Raw genomic sequence first — 16,938 nt, forward strand, 5'->3', positions numbered from 1 at the left:
TATGACGCAGATCTAGGCCTGTCCCGCGGGGTTCGCCTGGTGCAGCGGCGGGCGGGCCGGGGTGAGATTTATGGGACGTGTCTCTGGGGCTTTTGACTAAAGTTGTATGACAACGTATCTCGACTGGTTGTCGGGGTAAATCAACCGTGGTGCGCCGCCACAGTGCCGGGTCGCGGGGCCGCCTCTCGGCGGCGCCTGAACGTCCGGTTCATCGAGCGGGCCAGCCATTCAGGCCAGGCGCAAGTGGTTGTCCCACAGACCGGCTGGCAACTCCAGCGCCTTGGCGACGATCCGCTGACCGCGGCAGTCGTAGAGTCGGCAGCGGCCCTGGCCCGAGGTGACGACGAAGCCGTCGGCGACCGCGCCCACTCCGGCGCAGTCCGGCAGGGGCACGTCCAGGCGCACCTGGGCACTGTCCAGGTCCCAGATGAAGAAGCGGTTGCCACGCGGTGCGGTCAGCGCCAGCAGGCGCAGCTCGTCGTGGATGGCCACGCTGGCGGTGTACTGGTTCATCGCCGCCCGCTGCGCTTCGCCCAGGGGGAAGGGCTGGTACGGCTGGCCGGGGCGTTTGATCGCCAGCAGCGGCACCTGGTCGAGCAGCTCGCCCATGTACTGCTGGCCGCTGACCACCGTGCCGTCACGGGCCACAGCGAGGTGGCGGATGCTGTTGCGCTGCTCGGCCAGCCGCTCCTGGCTGATCAGGCTGCCGTCGCGGCGCATCAGCACCAGGCTGGCTTCCATGGCGTCGAGATTCATCTCCACGCGGCTTTCCGCTTCGGTACGGATGCCGCCGTTGGCCACCACCAGGGTTTCGCCGTCGGGCATCCACAGCAGTTGATGCGGGCCGACACCATGGGTGGCATGTTCGCCGTCGCGTTGCAGTCGTTCACCTTCCAGGCGATAGACGCCGAGCACGCCGCGACCCGGTTCGGTGGTGTCGTTCTCGGTGGCGTACAGCCATTCGCCGCCCTGGTGGAACACCGCATGGCCGTTGAAGTGGCGCCCCGCTGGCGAGGCGAGCGTTTGCAGCAGGCGACCATCGCGGGTGTCGATCAGGTAGCTTTCGGTGCTCGGGCGACGGCCGACGAACAGCGCCAGCGGCAAGGCCGGGTGCGGCACCACATCGTGGCAGCGTTCGCTCACTGGGGTGGCGAAGGCGCGCTGGCCGTCCAGGCGATAACCGACCGCGTAGTGCTTGCCATCGGCATCGTCACGGGCTGACAGCAGCAGCGGTTGCCCCGAGGGGCCGAACAGCGTCCAGCCGCCGAATGCGCCCGCTGCCGCCAGGCTGGCCGCGGCGGCGCCAAGACCGAGGAAGGTTCTGCGCTGCATGCGTCAGTCCCCGTCGTGGGCGTTGAAGCCGATCTGTACGCCGAGCGCCTTGGCCAGTTCGCTCTCCTGCAGGCGATGCAGGCGATTGAGGCTGTCGTACAGCTCGTTGAGGCTGGTGCGGCCGGCTTCGTCGGCAAGCAGTTCGCCCAGCGGGCGATCCAGGGCGGCCAGGCGCTGACGGGTGTCCTGGTAGGCGGCGTCGATGCGCTGGCCCAGCTGCGCCTGATCCTTGTCCAGCAGGGACTGGATGCCGTCGCGGTTGCTGCCGTGCCAGAGCCTTTCGGCGCTGGCCAGGGCGGCAGCCTGGTTGCTCAGGCTGGCGGCGCTGCGCCAGGACTCGGCCTGGTAGGGTTGGGGAATGCCCTTGCTCTGTCGGCCCATGGGCGCGCCGAGTTTCTTCTTCAGGCCGTCAAGCGCACTGACCTGCACGCGCAGCAGCTCGGCGATGGCCTCGTTGGCCTCGGCATAACGCTCGTTGGGGAATTTTCTCAGCTGCTCGGCCATGCCCGGCTTGGCCTGCCATTGCTCGACGATATCGGCAGCCAGCGCCTGCTGGTGCGTGCCGATGGCCTGCAGCAGCGGGCAGTAGCGCGCCTTCTGCTCGGCATCGTTGAGGTCCAGGTTGGCATCGAACAGGACGTACTCATAAGCGGTCAGGCCCTGTACCACCACGCTGGCGCTGGCCAGGTCGGCCGGGGTCAGTTGCGGCTTGTTCTTCAGCAGCGCTTCGACCTGGCGCTGCACCAGGTTCTTCTTGTCCGGCCAGAACTGGATCTGCCAGGCGCGATTGCCTTCGGCGAGCGGCCCGACCAGCAGGGGCTGCAGTCCGGCCCAGGCATTCTGCGCGCCGAGGAAGGCCTGGCGCGCGGCCGGCAGATCGGCAGTGCCCGCGCAGAACGCGGCGGTGCTCCCGGCGAGCTGGCGATCGGCTTCCTGCCAGCTGCTGTAGGCCGGCAGCAGAACGCCGTCGACCAGCGCGGCGCTGACCTTGGCGCGAGGGTCCTGCTGGTTGCACCCGACCAGGGCCAGGCCGAGCAGTGAAGCGATCAGGGTTCTATGCAACATCGCAGGCTCCTTAGAGGGAGTTGAGGAAGGCGAGCAGGGCGGAGCGCTCTTCGCCATCGAAACGCAGCACCCGCTGCTTGGCCGCTTCGGCCTCGCCGCCATGCCAGAGAATGGCCTCCAGCAGGTTGCGGGCGCGGCCGTCGTGGAGGAACTGGGTATGGCCGTTCACCGCTTGCGTCAGGCCAATGCCCCACAGCGGCGCCGTGCGCCATTCGCGGCCGCTGGCGAGAAACTCCTCGCGGCCGTCGGCCAGCCCCTCGCCCATGTCGTGCAGCAGCAGGTCGGTATAGGGACGAATCAACTGGTTGGCCAGTTCCGGCTCGGCGGCATCGGCCGAGGTGGTGAAACTGGGGGTGTGGCATTTCTGGCAACCGGCCTGATGGAACAGGCTCTTGCCCTTGAGCACCGCGGGGGAATCGACATCGCGCCGCGCCGGTACGCCGAGATTGCGGCTGTAGAACAGTACGCTGGCCAGGATGTTGTCGCTCACCTCCGGTTCGCCGCCGTGCGGCGCGGCCAGACAGTCGGCCTGCGCCGCGGTGCAGTTGTCATGGGGGATCAGCGAACTGGTCAGGCCCATGTCGTTGGCGAAGGCATCGGCATTCTGCTGGTTGAGGTTGGGTTGTCCGGCCTTCCAGCCGAAGCGCCCGAGCACGCTGCGTTGCAGCTGTCGATCCCAGACGATATTGGGGCGCCCGGAAATGCCGTCGCCATCGGCATCATCCGGATCGGCAGCGGCGAGGATGTCCTGCTCGGCAATGGCTTCGAGCAAACCAAGGCCGATCATCGGCGGAGCGATGCGAGTGGAGAACAGGGTGTCCGGATGCAGGTCGCCGTAGCCCAGCTGGCTGATCTGCAGCTCGGGTTTGCGCAGCTCCACCAGGGTGCCGTCGGCGAAACGCATCGGCACGCTGCTGTAGGTGACGCGGACCTTGCCCTCGGGGGCTACGCCGGGGTTGGCCATGTCCTGCAGCTGGGTGCCGTAGGTGGGCTCGGCGACCACGCCCTGGCGTTGCAGCAACTCGGCATGCTCGGGGCCGGCCGGCAGCGACAGACGCACCAGCATGGAGGCGGCGCTGAGTGCGCCCGGCTCGGGCGGATGGCCGCGGCCGTCCTTGAGGTGGCAGTTCTGGCAGGCATTGGTGTTGAACAACGGGCCCAGGCCGTCGCGCGCGGTGGTGGTGGCCGGCGCCGTGACCCAGGGGTTGCGGAAAAAACTGTTGCCCACCGCGAAATCCAGACGGCGGCTCGGCGCGAGATTGGCCGAGGGCATGGAAAAGGCATTCTGGTCGAACTTGCGCACCGTGGCGGAGCCGGCCGACAGCGCTTCGCCCGGTTCCGCCGCGGTGAAGCGCGGGTGCTGCTCGCAAGCGATCAGGGTCAAGGCCAGAAACGGCAGCAGGCAGCGCTGAAGCGGCGACATCGTGGAACTATCCGAGCGGGCAGGAAACGGGGCGCCAAGATTAGCAGGCTAACGTAATTTAAATAAGATCAATTAGCGTTATCCGGGCGGGGCAAATGGTCGCGTGGCGCGCTATATGCGCAAGAACGTTCAAGACCTGCCTGGGGCTGCTTGGTTAAGCTGGTCGGCCCAAGGAGGTTCCATGTCCCGTCATCACGAATTCACCCAGGGCGCCCGCGATATGCTGCCGATGCTGCTGGGCGCCATTCCCTTCGGCATCATCTTCGGCAGCCTGGCCGGCGCTGCCGGGCTCAGCCCGGTGCAGACGATGGGGATGTCGGCGCTGGTGTTCGCCGGTTCGGCGCAGTTCATCGCCATCAGCCTGCTGGCCGGCGGTGCCGGTGTGGCCGTGGTGCTGCTGACCACCCTGGTGGTCAATCTGCGCCATGCCCTGTACAGCGCCAGCCTGCAGCCCCATGTGCGTCACCTGCCCAAGCGCTGGCGCGTGCCACTGGCGTTCTGGCTGACCGACGAGGCCTATGCGGTCGTGCTGCAGCGCTACGCGCGGGGCGATTCGGCGCCGTTGCGTCACTGGTACTTTCTCGGCGCGGCGCTGGCGATGTACTGCAACTGGCTGCTGTGCACCCTGGTCGGCGTGCTGTTCGGCCAGGCGGTGCCGAACATCGGCGAGTGGGGGCTGGACTTCGCCATGCTGGCTACCTTCATCGGCATCGTCGTGCCCATGCTGCGCAACCAGCCGCAGGTAGCCGCCGCCCTGGTCGCCGCGGCAGTGGCGCTGGCTTGCCATGCGCTGCCGTACAAGCTCGGGCTGATGGCCGCGGCCGCCAGCGGCATCGTCGTCGGCGTGTGGCTGGAGCGGCGCACGCCGGTCCTGCAGGAGGAGTTGCTCTGATGGATATCTGGTTGCTGATTCTCGGCATGCTGGCGATCACCTTCGCCACGCGCTACAGCCTGTTTGCCTTTCCCGATCTGCGTTTCCCGCCCCTGGTCAGGCAAGGGCTGCACTACGTGCCCACGGCGGTGCTGACGGCCATCGTGGTGCCGGGCATGTTGCTGCCGGACGGGCAGAGCTGGGCGCTGAACTGGAACAACGCCTACCTGCTGGCGGGCCTGGCTGCCATCGCCATTGCCGCTTTCACGCGCCATCTGCTGGCGACCATTGGCGGAGGGTTGCTGGTGTTCTTCCTGCTGCGCTGGGCGTTCGGCCAACTGCCGATCTGAGAGGCGTGGTTCTGCTGCGCCTGGTGCCCACGGCGCACCCTACGCAGGGTTGCCTGTAGGTTGCGCCGTGCGCACCGGCAGACTTGCAGCTACACCAGCGCGCTGACCGTCAGCTCGCGCTGGCTCAGGCGCAGAAACCGTTCGTTCGCCTTGAGCAGCAGGGCCTGGTCGTCCACGCTCAGTTCTTCGCTGGCATGATCCTCGGCCTGGCTGCGGTAGAGGCTTTCACCCGGGCGTCGGCGCAGGCAGTGGTAGCGCTGACTGCGTACCTCGACCCTGAGGCTGAGCATGTCGACGTAGGCGACCTTCATTTCGTCGCTTTGCCCGGTTTCCAAGGCGCTGCGTTGCAGCGGCGGGGTGTGGGTGAACGGGGAAGCCGAGAGCATGACATGCTGGCACTGCTGCAGGTCGCTGCGCGGCTGGCCGTTGAGCACCCAGTTGCCACGCAGGTCGCGCTGCAGGCAAAGGCTGCGCTGGCCATGGTTGTCGACCTTGAGCCAGAGGCGGCGGAAGCGCCAGCGCGCATCGCAGTCGATCAGGTAGTTGGCGACGATGCTGTTGCCCTTGATCACCTGCATCAGGTGGCTGGTAGCGTGGATGCCGTTGGCGTCCTGACTGAGGCGCAGGGTTTCCACGCCGGGGGTGTACCAGGGTTTCCATACCAGGGTCTGCTGCATCGGGCGACTCCATGCCGAGCGCGAAACAGGAGGGAAGGGCGGCTGCGCGCAGAACACGGTCCCTCGTGTTCCATCAGTTGTGATGGCGTGCAGCATAAAGTGATTGCAATGTGATGTCTGTCAGCTTTTGCCGACAGTTGCGCAGGTTTTTGCGCTATTCGCTCAAGCCTTGCGCTTGAGCGGTTCCTGCTCGAATTTCAGGCCTTCCAGACCATGGCTCATCAGCGCGCGGATATTGCCGTGGTCGCTGCCCTGCGGTGTGGCCAGCACGCTGCGGTAGTGTTCGCCGAAGGCGCGCAGCGCTTCGTCTGTGCTCAAGCCTTCCAACAGGGCCAGGCCCAGGGTCTTGCAGGAGCCTTCGTTCTGTCCGGCCGCGTTCTCCACGTCACCGTTACGGAAGGCGCTGGGCTGATAGTCGTAGTGCTCGGCGACGAAGGCCAGGGTTTCGCTGAAGGCGTAATCGTCCTGCTGCAGACGGCTGCGCAGTTCGTCGAGGGCGGTCATTCAGGCTTTCCTTTTTCGAATGCGGCCTTCTGCTCGGCCGTGGCTTCCTTCTGATACTTGGCCTTCCAGTCGGCATAGGGCATGCCGTACACGGTCTCGCGGGCCTGGTCGGCGCTGACCTCGACGCCGAGGTCGTCCGCGGCGGCCTTGTACCATTTGGACAGGCAGTTGCGGCAGAAACCGGCCAGGTTCATCAGGTCGATGTTCTGCACGTCGGGGCGTGTGCGCAGGTGCTGCACCAGGGCGCGAAAGGCTGCGGCTTCCAGTTCGAGGCGTTCTTGCTCGGTCATGCTGGGCTCTCCGGGGATGGATGGCGGCGATGATAAGAGCCCCGCCAGAGAGCGGCAAGCCGCCGCAGCATGGCCGTCAGCGATGACCGGCGAGGGTGATCGACACCGACTCGGCGAAACGCAGGGCGTGCGGCTTGTCCACTTCCACCTCGGCGTAACGCACGGCCTGGTGGGCCATGATCAGGTCGAGGATCTCCTGGGTCAGGCGTTCGAGCAGGGCGAAGCGGTTGCCCTCGACGTGGGCGATGATCGCCTTGGTGATGGTGCGATAGTTCAGGGCATGGTCAATGTCGTTGACCTGCACCGCGTCCACTGCCGGATAGAGAATGGTCAGGTTGATCAACACGTCCTGCTTGTTGTTGATCTCCTCTTCCTTGATGCCGATGTAGGTGCGCAGGCGCAGGTCCTTGACGCGGATGCGCGCCATTCCGGGTTCCAGTCGCGGCATTAGTTGTTCCGTCCGATCAATTGCAGGAATTCATGGCGAGTGTTGCAGGACTCGCGGAAGGCGCCAAGCATCACCGAGCTGCTCATCACCGAGTTCTGCTTCTCCACCCCGCGCATCATCATGCACATGTGCTTGGCCTCGATCACCACGGCCACGCCGGCGGCGTTGGTGACGCGGGCGATGGCGTCGGCGATCTGCTTGGTGAGGTTCTCCTGGATCTGCAGGCGCCGCGCGTACATGTCGACGATGCGCGCCACCTTCGACAGCCCGAGTACCTTGCCGGTCGGGATGTAGGCGACATGCGCCTTGCCGATGAAGGGCAGCAGATGATGCTCGCACAGCGAATACAGCTCGATGTCCTTGACGATCACCATCTCGTCGTTGTCGGACTCGAACAGGGCGCCGCCGACGATTTCCTCCAGCGACTGCTGATAACCATGACAGAGGTACTGCATGGCCTTGGCCGCCCGCTTGGGCGTATCGAGCAGGCCTTCACGCTCGGGGTTTTCACCGAGGCCGACAAGAATCTCGCGGTAATGCTGGGAAAGAGGATGGCTCATGGCAGTGTCCTGGGCAGTCGCCTCACTTGAGGTGGCGGCCGCCGTTGAGGGTAAGGGTCGTTCCGGTTACGTAGGGGTTGTCCAGCAGGTAGCGCAAACTCTGGTAAAAGGCTTGCGGGCCGGGTTCTATGCCCAGCGCCGACTTGGCCAAGGTCTTGCTCCTGTAGGCCTCGTCATCGCCCGCGTTGAACATCAGCAGCGCTGGAGCGATGGCGTTGACCTTGATGCGTGGCGCCAGGCGGGCGGCGAAGGAAAGCGTCAGGCTTTCCAGCCCGGCCTTGCTGGCGCAGTAGGCCGGACGATTGGCGCTGCCCTTGCGCACCACGTCGTCGCTGACGTGGACGATGTCGGCGCGCTGCGACTGCAGCAGCAGGTCGCTGCAGTGCAGGTTGATCAGGTAGGGCGCGAGCATGTGCACGGCGAACAGCTGGCGGAAGGCCTCGGCCTCTTCGCCCGGCGTTTCGGCCAGCCACTGCGAGGCGTTGTGCACGATCGCGCGCAGGCCGCTGCACTGCGCCTTGATCTGGTCGATGAAGGCGAGGATGCCAGCCTCGGCGCTGAAGTCCGCCTGCACGGCGATGGCGCCGCGCTCACGCAGGCGTGCGATGCTGTCGCGCTCCTGGAGATAGCTGACGATCACCGGTTGGCCCTCGTCGAGCAGGCGCTCGGCGCAGTACAGGCCGACCCTCTGGCCGGCGCCGGTGATCAGGATGGGAAAGCTGGCAGCGCTCATGGGCGACTCGTGCAAGAAAAATGAAGGCCTGGCTTGTACCGCCTCGGGATACCTGACCAGTGGCAGGCGGCACTCACCAGACCGTAGATAAAGCTATACCAGAGCTGCGGCTTGTACAACCATGTGAAGCGCATGGTTTTCCAGGAGAGGCGAGTGAAATTGGCTATTTTACTGACTTTAAAGGACTTTCCATGATCTCTCTGCTGGACGTATTTTTGTACTTTGGCTGTACGGTCCATATGTTTTGTACAGGTATGGGGTGGTGGTGAACAAAAAAGGCCAGCGCGAGGCTGGCCTTTGCGGAAGACGGCAGGGTCAGGATTTGCCGATGCTGGCCGGGCGTCTGCCCAGGCGGTGGGACGACGAGCCCTGCAGCCACGGCTCGAGCAGGCGAGTGGACAGGGGGATGAACAGGTAGGTCATCAGCGGCGTCAGTGCGAGCGTGGAGAGCAGTACGCGGGTGACCAGCGACAGGTCGGTGAGCCAGGGGCCGAACAGCAGGTTGAAGGCCAGCGAGACCGGGAAGAACGCCAGCCAGATCGCCACGCTCTGCTTCCAGCGCGGCGGTTGCTTGTGAACGCTGCCGAACCAGGCGTCGAGGCCGACGGCACGTCTTTCCTGCGGCTGGGCGAACAGCCCGGCGCCACGCTCAAGCCAGGCCTTGCGCGAGGCCGAATGCTCCCAGGCAGCCATGGTCTGCTCGTCGCTGAAGCGGAAGACGATCTGAAATTCGTCATCGCCCGCTGGCGGTGCCAGCACGCCGGAGCCGAGATAGCCGGGGAAGTCGGTGGCCAGGTGTTCACCTTCACGCAGCCAGGCGATGAAGTCGTGATAACGGCCACTGGCGACGCGGCGCGCCACCATGAGAGTAACGGGGGACATTGTGTATCTCCTCGAACATTGCCCGGGGCCGGGTGTGGCGACAGGCGTGATCGGGCACGGGGTGTTGTGCCCGACAAAAATGCAGCAAGGATTATTCCGGTTTTGCGCAAATTAGCCAGTGCCGCGCGATGACGGGCAGGCAACGCGTCGTTGCGCCGCCGGACTGCACCCGGACGGTGCAGGAGATGGGCGGATGAAGTGCACGGGGCCCCCTCGTTCGGCGCCATTCGGCCAGGACGGCGGGGCTGGTGCCCGATGCGCCATGTGTGCCTATCGCGACTGAGTTACACTCCCTTCCTGAATTTTCTTGCGCGATGCCTGAAGCCATGTCCGAACCCGCCGGTGTTACATCACTTGCGTCCAGCGCCCTGAAGCAGGAGGAGCTGTTCCCCATTCGCGAGGTCTCTCGTCTGACGGGCGTGAACCCGGTCACCCTGCGCGCCTGGGAACGGCGTTACGGGCTGATCCAGCCGACCCGCACCGACAGCGGGCATCGGCTCTATTCGCAGGCCGACATCGATGCCGTGCGCAGCATCCTGGCTTGGATAGAGCGCGGTGTTGCGGTGAGCAAGGTGGGCTCGATCCTGGCCAAGAGTGCCAGCAGTCGCAGTGCCGTCACCCCGGCCTACAACGAGGTCAGCAGCGATGACTGGAGCCAGTGGCAGGCGCAGATCCGCCGCGCGCTGGACAGTTTCGACGAGGCGCGTCTGGAGCGGCTGTATGGCCAGATATTCTCCTGCTACCCGCTGCCGGTGGTGTTTCAGGACATCCTGATGCCGATCTGGCAGGAGCTGCTGCTGCGCCAGGACGAGGTCGGCCAGCGCAGCGAATGGGTACTGCTCGACGGTTTCCTGCGCGGCCGCTGCTGGCAGCGCCTGCAGCTGGGGCGGGGCGAGTCGGGTGAGCGGGTGCTGCTGGCGGCCCAGCCCGGACACTGTCGCGAGCTGGAACTGCTGGTCGCGGCGCTGATGCTGAGCACTCAGGACATCGAAGTGAGCGTGATGGGGCCCGGGGTGCCGCTGAGCGATCTGCCGCTGGTGTGCGAACGCATGCAGCCGCAGGCGCTGGTGCTGTTCAGCAACCAGCCGCCGGCCGAGGACTTCCCGCGTCAGCTGTCGCGTCTGGCGCTCGCGCTGGAGTGTCCGTTGCTATTGGCGGGGGATAGCGCCGACCTGGCCGAGGAAAGCCTGGCCGGCTCGCCCATCGCATGCCTGGGCAATGAGGGGCGGCTCATGCAGCGGCGTCTACAGCAGTTCCTCGCCGGTCATCTCGATACCTGATAAGGCGAAGTAGCCGTTCAGCCGACCGCTTCGGGCTCGCGCTGGCGGTTGCTGTGCTCGTCGAAGAGGTACTGGCGCAGCGTCTGTTCGTCTTCGCTGTGCAGCGTCTGCAGGCTGTAGGCGTAGTGGCTCTGACTCACGCGTCTGACCAATCTTGCGCGTAGCTGTACGCGGCGCTGCTGCGGCAGGATCAGTTGCAGCAGCTGATCCTTGGCCGGGCTGCCGGATTTGCCGTACTGCACCAGCATGCCATTGTTGGACAGTTCCACGGCCTGCAAACCACTGGGGCGCTCGGCGCTGTCGAGCAGCGGCAGCGGGCTGGACAGGGCCAGGCGCCAAGGGCGTTCGTTTACGCCGTTCTCGAAGATCAGTGGGGCGCCCAGCTCCAGGCGTGAATGCCGCTGGTCGTCCTGAATCAGGCGCAGCGGGAAGCTCAGGTGCTCGTCGTCGCTGTGGGTGTCCAGGCTCAGCTGCTTTTCATCGCCCAGGCGACTGAGCAGCTCGCTCAGGCGTTCACCGATGGCCAGCTCCGAAGGAGCGCTGCGGTGATACTGGCGCGGCGGTTGGGAAAGCATTTGCTGGATGAAGTCCAGCTCGTCTTGGGTCAGCAGCGGGTCGCTTTGCATGATGGGTACTGCATGGAGTGCAAACCCTTCAGACCATCAGCCGCTGCGATAGTTTTGTACGTTCGTCAGTTTTTCAGGCGTGCCAGCTCGGCTTTCAGCTCCGCCACTTCGGCTTCCAGCTCGCGCACGCGTTGCTGGGCTTCCACCTGTTCGGTGACGTCCTTCTGGATGCCGATGTAGTAGGTCAGCTGGTCGCTCTCGTTGAGCACCGGGGTGATCGACAGCTCGTTCCAGAAGGCGCTGCCGTCCTTGCGGTAGTTGCGGATGATCTGGCGGCACGGCTTGTGCGCCTTGACCGCGTCGCGGATGGCCTGCAGGCCGATCTGCGCACGATCGTTGCCCTGCAGGAAACGGCAGTCCTGATAGAGGATATCGTCGCAGGGATAGCCGGTCAGGCGTTCGAATGCCGCGTTGGCGTAGATCAGGATGTTGTCTTCGCCCTCCTGCTCGGCCACCACGATTCCGTCGTTGGAGGCGTCGACTACCAGTTGCAGCAGCTTGGCATTGATCATGGATGCGATTCCGCGAGAGATGTGCGCTGCATTCTAAAACATCGGGTCGGGCTGTCCACTTGCGGCATAATGCGCGGCGTTTTTCCTGTTTCCGGAGTTGTCATGAAAGTCGCCATTCTCTCGGGTTCGGTCTACGGCACGGCCGAAGAAGTCGCGCGTCACGCCGAGCGCCAGCTCAAGGCCGCCGGGCTGGACGCCTGGCACAAGTCGAACATGAGCCTCGACGATCTGCTGGCCTTCGCCCCCGATGCCTTCCTCACCGTGACCTCCACCACCGGCATGGGCGAGCTGCCGGACAACCTGATGCCGCTGTACTGCGCCATTCGCGACCGTCTGCCGGCCTGGCACGGGCTGCCGGCAGCGGTGCTGGCGCTGGGCGACTCCAGTTACGACACCTTCTGTGGCGGCGGCGAGCTGATTCGCGAGCTGTATGCCGAACTGGGGCTGCGCGAGGTGGTGCCGATGCTGCGTCTGGATTCCAGCGAGACGGTCACCCCCGAGAGCGATGCCGAGCCCTGGCTGCAGACCTTCGCCGCGGCGCTGAGGGGCTGACATGCACCCTCGCGCCCGCCAGCTGATCGATAGCCTGGAACTCCAGGCGCATCCCGAGGGCGGCTTCTACCGGCGCTTGTTCGTGTCCGCGCAGCGCGACGCGCGGGGCAGGGCGGCGTCCAGCGCCATCCTCTTCCTGCTGCCGGCCGGGGCGGTCAGCCGCTGGCATCGGGTCGACGCCGACGAACTCTGGCATTTTCATGAAGGCGATCCCCTGGAGCTGCTGGTGGCCGAATCGCCCGAGAGCCTGCGGCGCGAGCTGCTGGGCCCGGTCGCTGCCGGACAGCTGCCGCAACGCGCCGTACCGGCGCATGCCTGGCAGGCAGCGCGCTGCACGGGCAGCTACAGCCTGGTGGGCTGCACCGTGGCGCCGGAGTTTCAGTTCGAGGGCTTCCGTCTGTTCGCCGACGATGCGCAGGCGCAGGCCCTGTGGCCGCGCCTGCTGAGCGAGCACGCCGAACTGATCTGAAGCACTGGCTCGATCAGGATGGCGAATGCTCGGCTATCGCGCCACGTCCCCCGGCGCGTTGTCCCGCAAAGCCATCAAGATGGCTGCCAGGGCAACTAGCGCCGGGCATGTGCCCGGCTAGACTGCGCTCACCACCGACCAACAAGAAGATCGAGGTGACCGCCGTGAATGCTCCGCTGAAACTTCCTGCCGTGAAGAACCAGGTGTCCGAGGCCGAATGGCGCACGCGCGTCGACCTGGCGGCCTGCTACCGACTGATCGCCCTGTATGGCTGGGACGATCTGATCTTCACCCATATCTCCGCCAAGGTGCCGGGCACCGAGGACTTTCTCATCAACCCGTACGGGCTGATGTTCCATGAAATCACCGCCTCGAGCCTGGTCAAGGTCGACCTGGCCGGCAACAAGCTGATGGACAGCCCGTTCGACATCAACCCGGCCGGTTACACCATCCACAGCGCCGTGCATGAGGTCCGTCACGATGTCGGCTGCGTGCTGCACATCCACACCCCGGCCGGCATCGCGGTTTCGGCGCAGAAGCAGGGCCTGCTGCCGCTGTCGCAGCAGTCGCTGTTCATCCTCGCCAGCCTGGCCTACCACGGTTACGAAGGCGTGGCGCTGAACCATGACGAGAAGGCGCGACTGCAGGCCGACCTGGGCGAGAAGAACTTCATGATCCTGCCCAACCATGGGCTGCTGACCGCCTTCGGCAGCATCGCCGATGCCTTCCTCGGCATGTTCACCCTGCAGCGGGCCTGCGAGATCCAGGTCATGGCGCAAAGTGGCGGCGGCGAGCTGATCCACATCCCCCAGCAGATCCTCGATGGTGCGCGGGCGATGATCGCCGGGGTGATGAAATCGCCGCAGGGCATGGGTGGTGCGCTGCCCTGGCCGGCATTGCTGCGCAAGCTGGATCAGCAGATGCCGGGTTACGACCAGTGAGCGAGCTGCCGGGCATCGCCCTGGATGCGTGGCGCGGGCAAAGCCAGGCGCTGGACTTTGGTGGCCACGCCATCCGCTACTGGGTCGCCGGTGACGCCGAAGCCGAGCCGCTGCTGCTGATCCACGGTTTTCCCACCGCCAGCTGGGACTGGCACCGTTTGTGGGCGCCGCTGGCCGGGCGTTACCGGCTGATCGCCTGCGACATGCTCGGCTTCGGCTATTCCGCCAAGCCGCGCGGCCATGCCTACAGCCTGCTGGAGCAGGCCGACCTGCAGCAGGCGCTGCTGGCGCACATCGGCGAGCGGCGCCCGGTGCATGTGCTGGCTCACGACTATGGCGACAGCGTGGCGCAGGAACTGATCGCGCGGCATCAGGAGGGGAGGCTGCAACTGGCCAGTTGCGTGTTCCTCAATGGCGGTCTGTTCCCCGAGACGCACCACCCGGTACGGGTGCAGAAGCTGTTGCTCGGCCCGCTTGGGCCGCTGATCGGGCGGCTGTTCTCGCGGCGCAAGCTGGCGCAGAGTTTCGCCCGCATCTTCGGCCCGCAGAGCCAGGCCAGCGAGGAGGAGCTGGACGCGCTCTGGCAGCTGATCCAGTGCAACAACGGCCCGGCGGTGATGCACCGCTTGATCCGCTACATGCCCGAGCGCCGCCAGCAGCGCGAGCGCTGGGTGACGGCGATGCAGGCCACGGCCGTGCCCATGCGGGTGATCGACGGTGCCTTCGACCCCATTTCCGGTGCGCATATGGTGGCGCGTTACCGCGAGCTGATCGCCGGCGCCGATACCGTCCTGCTCGACGGGATCGGCCACTACCCGCAGCTCGAAGCACCCTCGCAGGTGCTCGAGCACTACCTGCAGTTTCGCACCCGTCAGGAGATGCCATGCAGCGCAGAACCCTCGTGAAAGGTGCCGCGCTAGGCGGCCTGGCGCTGCTCGGTGGCGGCTTCTGGGCCCTGCCCGGCGGGCCGCGGCCGGCAGCGGTAAGCCTGGAGGGCGCGCTGGCGGTGCTCGGCACCTTGCAGGGGATGACGCTGCGCAGCCTCGAGGGCTGGAGCCCGAGCGAAGTGTTCAATCACTGCGCGCAGAGCATCGAGTATTCCATGGAGGGTTATCCGGCGCTTAAACCGGCCTGGTTTCGCCACAGCCTCGGGCCGGCTGCCTTCGCCGTTTTCAGCGCCCGTGGGGCCATGCGGCATCCGCTGGATGAGGCGATTCCCGGTGCGGCGCCACTGCTCGAACCGGCCAGCCAGGCCCAGGCCCTCGAGCGGCTGCAGGTGGCTTTCGAACGTTTCGCCGCATACGGCGGTGAGTTGCAGCCGCACTTCGCCTATGGCGCGCTTGATCACGGCGAGTATGCCCAGGCGCATGTGCTGCACCTGTACAACCACCTGAGCCTGATTCGCCCGGCCTGAGGGGCGACGCCGTTGGCCATTCCCGGCTGGTGGCGAAGGGCCGGCGATCATTTTTATCGAACCTACCGGCGCCGCCGTGACTCACTAATTCTGTCACTCACAGAAAAAGTAGAGGTCACACATGTACAAGACATTATCTGCACTACTGCTGAGCGGGATTCTGGGCGCCATGGCGCTGCCTACCTTTGCCGAGACCGATTCCGATGGTACCACCTCCCCTGGGCCGACCATGCCTTCCGCACCCGGTGAAGGGCCGATGACGCCGGGCGACGAGGGTAACGGCATTCCGCCTGCCGGTGGTCCGAATACCGACGGCAATCCAGGTAACGATGCCGGCACTGGTACCGGTGGTAACGGCACCGGTACTGGTACCGGCGGCAGCGGCACCGGCGGCACCGGTGGCACTGGTGGCAGCGGCTCCGGTAACTGACGCCGTATAAGGTCGTATTATCGGCCGTCATTCAGGCGCCCCGCGCCTTCTTGTGAAGCGCGCGGTGCTGCCTGACACTCCGGGCATCAATAGCCTGCCCGAGGAGCCTGCCGATGAGCGATGCCATCCGTTTCGAAGATCAAGTGGTGATTGTTACCGGTGCCGGCGGTGGTCTCGGCCGCGCGCATGCGCTGCTGTTCGCTCGCCATGGCGCCAGGGTAGTGGTCAACGATCTGGGTGGTAGCACGCACGGTGAAGGGGCCAACGTTTCGGCTGCCGACCGGGTGGTGGAAGAGATTCGCGCCTTCGGTGGCACTGCAGTGGCCAACCACGATTCGGTGACCGACGGCGACAAGATCGTGCAGACCGCGCTCGATCATTTCGGCCGCATCGACGTGCTGGTCAACAACGCCGGCATCCTGCGCGACAAGAGTTTTCACAAGATGGAAGACGCCGACTGGGACCTCGTCTACAAGGTCCATGTCGAAGGCGCCTACAAGACCACTCACGCTGCCTGGCCGCATTTGCGCGAGCAGAACTACGGCCGGGTGATCTTCACCTCGTCCACCTCCGGCATCTACGGCAACTTCGGCCAGAGCAACTACGGCATGGCCAAGCTCGGCCTCTATGGCCTGACCCGTACCCTGGCCATCGAAGGACGCAAGAACAACATTCTGGTCAACGCCATCGCCCCGACTGGCGCCACGCGCATGACCGAAGGGCTGATCCCGCCGCAGGTATTCGAGCAGCTCAAACCCGAACTGGTCAGCCCGCTGGTGGTGTACCTGGGCAGCCAGAACTGCCAGGACACCGGCGGCCTGTTCGAAGTCGGTGGCGGCTGGGTCGGCAAGGTGCGCTGGGAGCGCAGCCTGGGCGTCGGTTTCGATCCCAAGGCCGGTTTCAGCCCCGATGACGTCGCCGCACAGTGGCAGCGCATCTGTGATTTCCAGGGCGCCGCGCACCCGGCGGACAACGTCGAGGCGCTCAAGGAAATGATGGCGAATCTGCAGAAGTACGCCCTCTGATCGGCCAGCCAGGCTGACGCGCCGACGCAGGCAGATTAGGCTCGAAGGCCGGCAGTGATGCCGGCCTTTTTCGTTCAGCCAGCGGAGTGCAGCTTCATGTCGGTGACAGTCGAGAAGAACGGCCCGGTGACCACCCTGAGCATCGACCGGCCGCAGGTACGCAACGCCGTCGACCGACCCACGGCCGAGGTGCTGGCCGCGGCCCTGCGCGCCTTCGAGGCGGACCATGACGCACGCGTGGCGGTACTGACCGGCAGCGGCGGTACCTTCTGCGCCGGTGCCGATCTGTCGGCAGTGGCCGAGGGCGGCGAGCGCGCCAATCGTCTGGACGAGCAGGGCGATGCACCGATGGGGCCGAGCCGCATGCAACTCGGCAAACCGTTGATCGCCGCCATCGAGGGTCATGCCGTGGCCGGCGGCCTGGAGCTGGCGCTGCTCGCCGACCTGCGGGTGATGGCGCAGGATGCGTTGCTCGGGGTGTTCTGCCGGCGCTTCGGCGTGCCGCTGATCGACGGCGGCACGGTGCGCCTGCCGCGCATCGTCGGCCAGGGGCG

23 protein-coding genes are annotated in these 16,938 nt (G+C 65.7%); 11 read left to right on the plus strand and 12 right to left on the minus strand.

What is annotated here, in order from left to right; translation table 11 throughout:
- Positions 1–228: 228 nt before the first annotated feature.
- The 3 genes from N7333_RS16500 to N7333_RS16510 are packed head-to-tail and all read right to left on the minus strand — an operon-like array spanning position 229 to position 3,820.
- Positions 229–1,332 (minus strand): DUF1513 domain-containing protein, encoded by a 1,104-nt coding sequence (locus N7333_RS16500; RefSeq protein ID WP_279859101.1) that lies wholly within the window; start codon positions 1,330–1,332, stop codon positions 229–231.
- 3 nt (positions 1,333–1,335) lie between these two features.
- Positions 1,336–2,397, minus strand: a complete 1,062-nt coding sequence (locus tag N7333_RS16505; RefSeq protein WP_096825822.1) for an imelysin family protein — start codon at positions 2,395–2,397, stop codon at positions 1,336–1,338.
- Positions 2,398–2,407: 10 nt separating this feature from the next.
- Entirely contained in the window at positions 2,408–3,820 is a 1,413-nt protein-coding gene (locus N7333_RS16510; RefSeq protein ID WP_279859102.1) for a di-heme oxidoredictase family protein, read from the minus strand.
- Positions 3,821–4,001: 181 nt separating this feature from the next.
- Between N7333_RS16510 and N7333_RS16515 the strand changes: the two genes are divergently transcribed.
- Together N7333_RS16515 and N7333_RS16520 are read left to right on the plus strand one after the other, a co-directional pair.
- Positions 4,002–4,712, plus strand: a complete 711-nt coding sequence (locus N7333_RS16515) for an AzlC family ABC transporter permease (RefSeq protein WP_003245973.1) — start codon at positions 4,002–4,004, stop codon at positions 4,710–4,712.
- A complete protein-coding gene (locus N7333_RS16520; protein WP_003245972.1) occupies positions 4,712–5,041 on the plus strand; it encodes an AzlD domain-containing protein in 330 nt (109 codons plus the stop codon). The genes N7333_RS16515 and N7333_RS16520 overlap by 1 nt, the downstream gene beginning before the upstream one ends.
- An 89-nt stretch (positions 5,042–5,130) precedes the next feature.
- Here the strand turns inward: N7333_RS16520 and N7333_RS16525 are convergent, their stop codons facing one another.
- The 7 genes from N7333_RS16525 to N7333_RS16555 form a co-directional block, all read right to left on the minus strand.
- Positions 5,131–5,718 carry a putative glycolipid-binding domain-containing protein gene (locus N7333_RS16525; protein ID WP_096825851.1) on the minus strand — a complete coding sequence of 196 codons (588 nt, stop codon included), beginning with the start codon at positions 5,716–5,718 and terminating at the stop codon, positions 5,131–5,133.
- A gap of 162 nt (positions 5,719–5,880) precedes the next feature.
- Complete coding sequence (locus N7333_RS16530) at positions 5,881–6,222, minus strand: HopJ type III effector protein (protein WP_003245968.1); 342 nt, start codon at positions 6,220–6,222, stop codon at positions 5,881–5,883.
- Positions 6,219–6,512, minus strand: coding sequence for a DUF1244 domain-containing protein (locus N7333_RS16535; RefSeq protein ID WP_003245967.1), 294 nt, complete (start codon positions 6,510–6,512; stop codon positions 6,219–6,221). Before N7333_RS16535 ends, N7333_RS16530 begins: the two co-directional genes overlap by 4 nt.
- Positions 6,513–6,588: 76 nt before the next feature.
- On the minus strand, positions 6,589–6,960 hold the full coding sequence (gene folX, locus N7333_RS16540; protein ID WP_003245965.1) for a dihydroneopterin triphosphate 2'-epimerase: 372 nt from the start codon (positions 6,958–6,960) through the stop codon (positions 6,589–6,591).
- Positions 6,960–7,520 (minus strand): GTP cyclohydrolase I FolE, encoded by a 561-nt coding sequence (gene folE, locus N7333_RS16545; protein ID WP_003245963.1) that lies wholly within the window; start codon positions 7,518–7,520, stop codon positions 6,960–6,962. Before folE ends, folX begins: the two co-directional genes overlap by 1 nt.
- Positions 7,521–7,542: 22 nt before the next feature.
- Positions 7,543–8,253, minus strand: coding sequence for a dihydromonapterin reductase (gene folM, locus N7333_RS16550; RefSeq protein WP_279859103.1), 711 nt, complete (start codon positions 8,251–8,253; stop codon positions 7,543–7,545).
- Between the two features lie 315 nt (positions 8,254–8,568).
- Entirely contained in the window at positions 8,569–9,135 is a 567-nt protein-coding gene (locus tag N7333_RS16555; protein ID WP_003245960.1) for an antibiotic biosynthesis monooxygenase, read from the minus strand.
- Positions 9,136–9,461: 326 nt separating this feature from the next.
- Here N7333_RS16555 and N7333_RS16560 point away from each other — a divergent pair, with 326 nt between their 5' ends.
- Positions 9,462–10,415, plus strand: a complete 954-nt coding sequence (locus N7333_RS16560; protein WP_129481657.1) for a MerR family transcriptional regulator — start codon at positions 9,462–9,464, stop codon at positions 10,413–10,415.
- Between the two features lie 17 nt (positions 10,416–10,432).
- Here the strand turns inward: N7333_RS16560 and N7333_RS16565 are convergent, their stop codons facing one another.
- Positions 10,433–11,041: a PilZ domain-containing protein gene (locus N7333_RS16565; RefSeq protein WP_279859104.1), complete on the minus strand. Its 609-nt coding sequence runs from the start codon at positions 11,039–11,041 to the stop codon at positions 10,433–10,435.
- 65 nt (positions 11,042–11,106) lie between these two features.
- Complete coding sequence (locus N7333_RS16570; protein ID WP_003245955.1) at positions 11,107–11,553, minus strand: PAS sensor domain-containing protein; 447 nt, start codon at positions 11,551–11,553, stop codon at positions 11,107–11,109.
- A 102-nt stretch (positions 11,554–11,655) separates the two neighbouring features.
- Between N7333_RS16570 and N7333_RS16575 the strand changes: the two genes are divergently transcribed.
- The 8 genes from N7333_RS16575 to N7333_RS16610 form a co-directional block, all read left to right on the plus strand.
- Positions 11,656–12,105: a flavodoxin gene (locus N7333_RS16575; RefSeq protein ID WP_003245953.1), complete on the plus strand. Its 450-nt coding sequence runs from the start codon at positions 11,656–11,658 to the stop codon at positions 12,103–12,105.
- Position 12,106: 1 nt separating this feature from the next.
- The gene (locus N7333_RS16580) at positions 12,107–12,574 is read left to right on the plus strand and encodes a cupin domain-containing protein (RefSeq protein WP_012019377.1); all 468 of its coding nucleotides are present in this window, start codon (positions 12,107–12,109) and stop codon (positions 12,572–12,574) included.
- A gap of 155 nt (positions 12,575–12,729) precedes the next feature.
- The gene (locus tag N7333_RS16585) at positions 12,730–13,515 is read left to right on the plus strand and encodes a class II aldolase/adducin family protein (RefSeq protein WP_279859105.1); all 786 of its coding nucleotides are present in this window, start codon (positions 12,730–12,732) and stop codon (positions 13,513–13,515) included.
- Positions 13,512–14,420, plus strand: a complete 909-nt coding sequence (locus N7333_RS16590; RefSeq protein WP_279859106.1) for an alpha/beta hydrolase — start codon at positions 13,512–13,514, stop codon at positions 14,418–14,420. The genes N7333_RS16585 and N7333_RS16590 overlap by 4 nt, the downstream gene beginning before the upstream one ends.
- Entirely contained in the window at positions 14,399–14,929 is a 531-nt protein-coding gene (locus N7333_RS16595) for a DUF1569 domain-containing protein (RefSeq protein WP_096825857.1), read from the plus strand. The genes N7333_RS16590 and N7333_RS16595 overlap by 22 nt, the downstream gene beginning before the upstream one ends.
- Positions 14,930–15,050: 121 nt before the next feature.
- Entirely contained in the window at positions 15,051–15,359 is a 309-nt protein-coding gene (locus tag N7333_RS16600) for a hypothetical protein (RefSeq protein ID WP_279859107.1), read from the plus strand.
- Positions 15,360–15,472: 113 nt separating this feature from the next.
- On the plus strand, positions 15,473–16,384 hold the full coding sequence (locus N7333_RS16605) for an SDR family oxidoreductase (protein ID WP_279859108.1): 912 nt from the start codon (positions 15,473–15,475) through the stop codon (positions 16,382–16,384).
- A 96-nt stretch (positions 16,385–16,480) separates the two neighbouring features.
- Positions 16,481–16,938 (plus strand): enoyl-CoA hydratase-related protein (locus tag N7333_RS16610; protein ID WP_279859109.1); only part of this gene is annotated, 458 nt, incomplete at its 3' end.

The sequence above is a fragment of the Pseudomonas sp. GD04158 genome (assembly GCF_029834875.1).
Classification (GTDB): Bacteria; Pseudomonadota; Gammaproteobacteria; order Pseudomonadales; family Pseudomonadaceae; genus Aquipseudomonas; species Aquipseudomonas hydrolytica.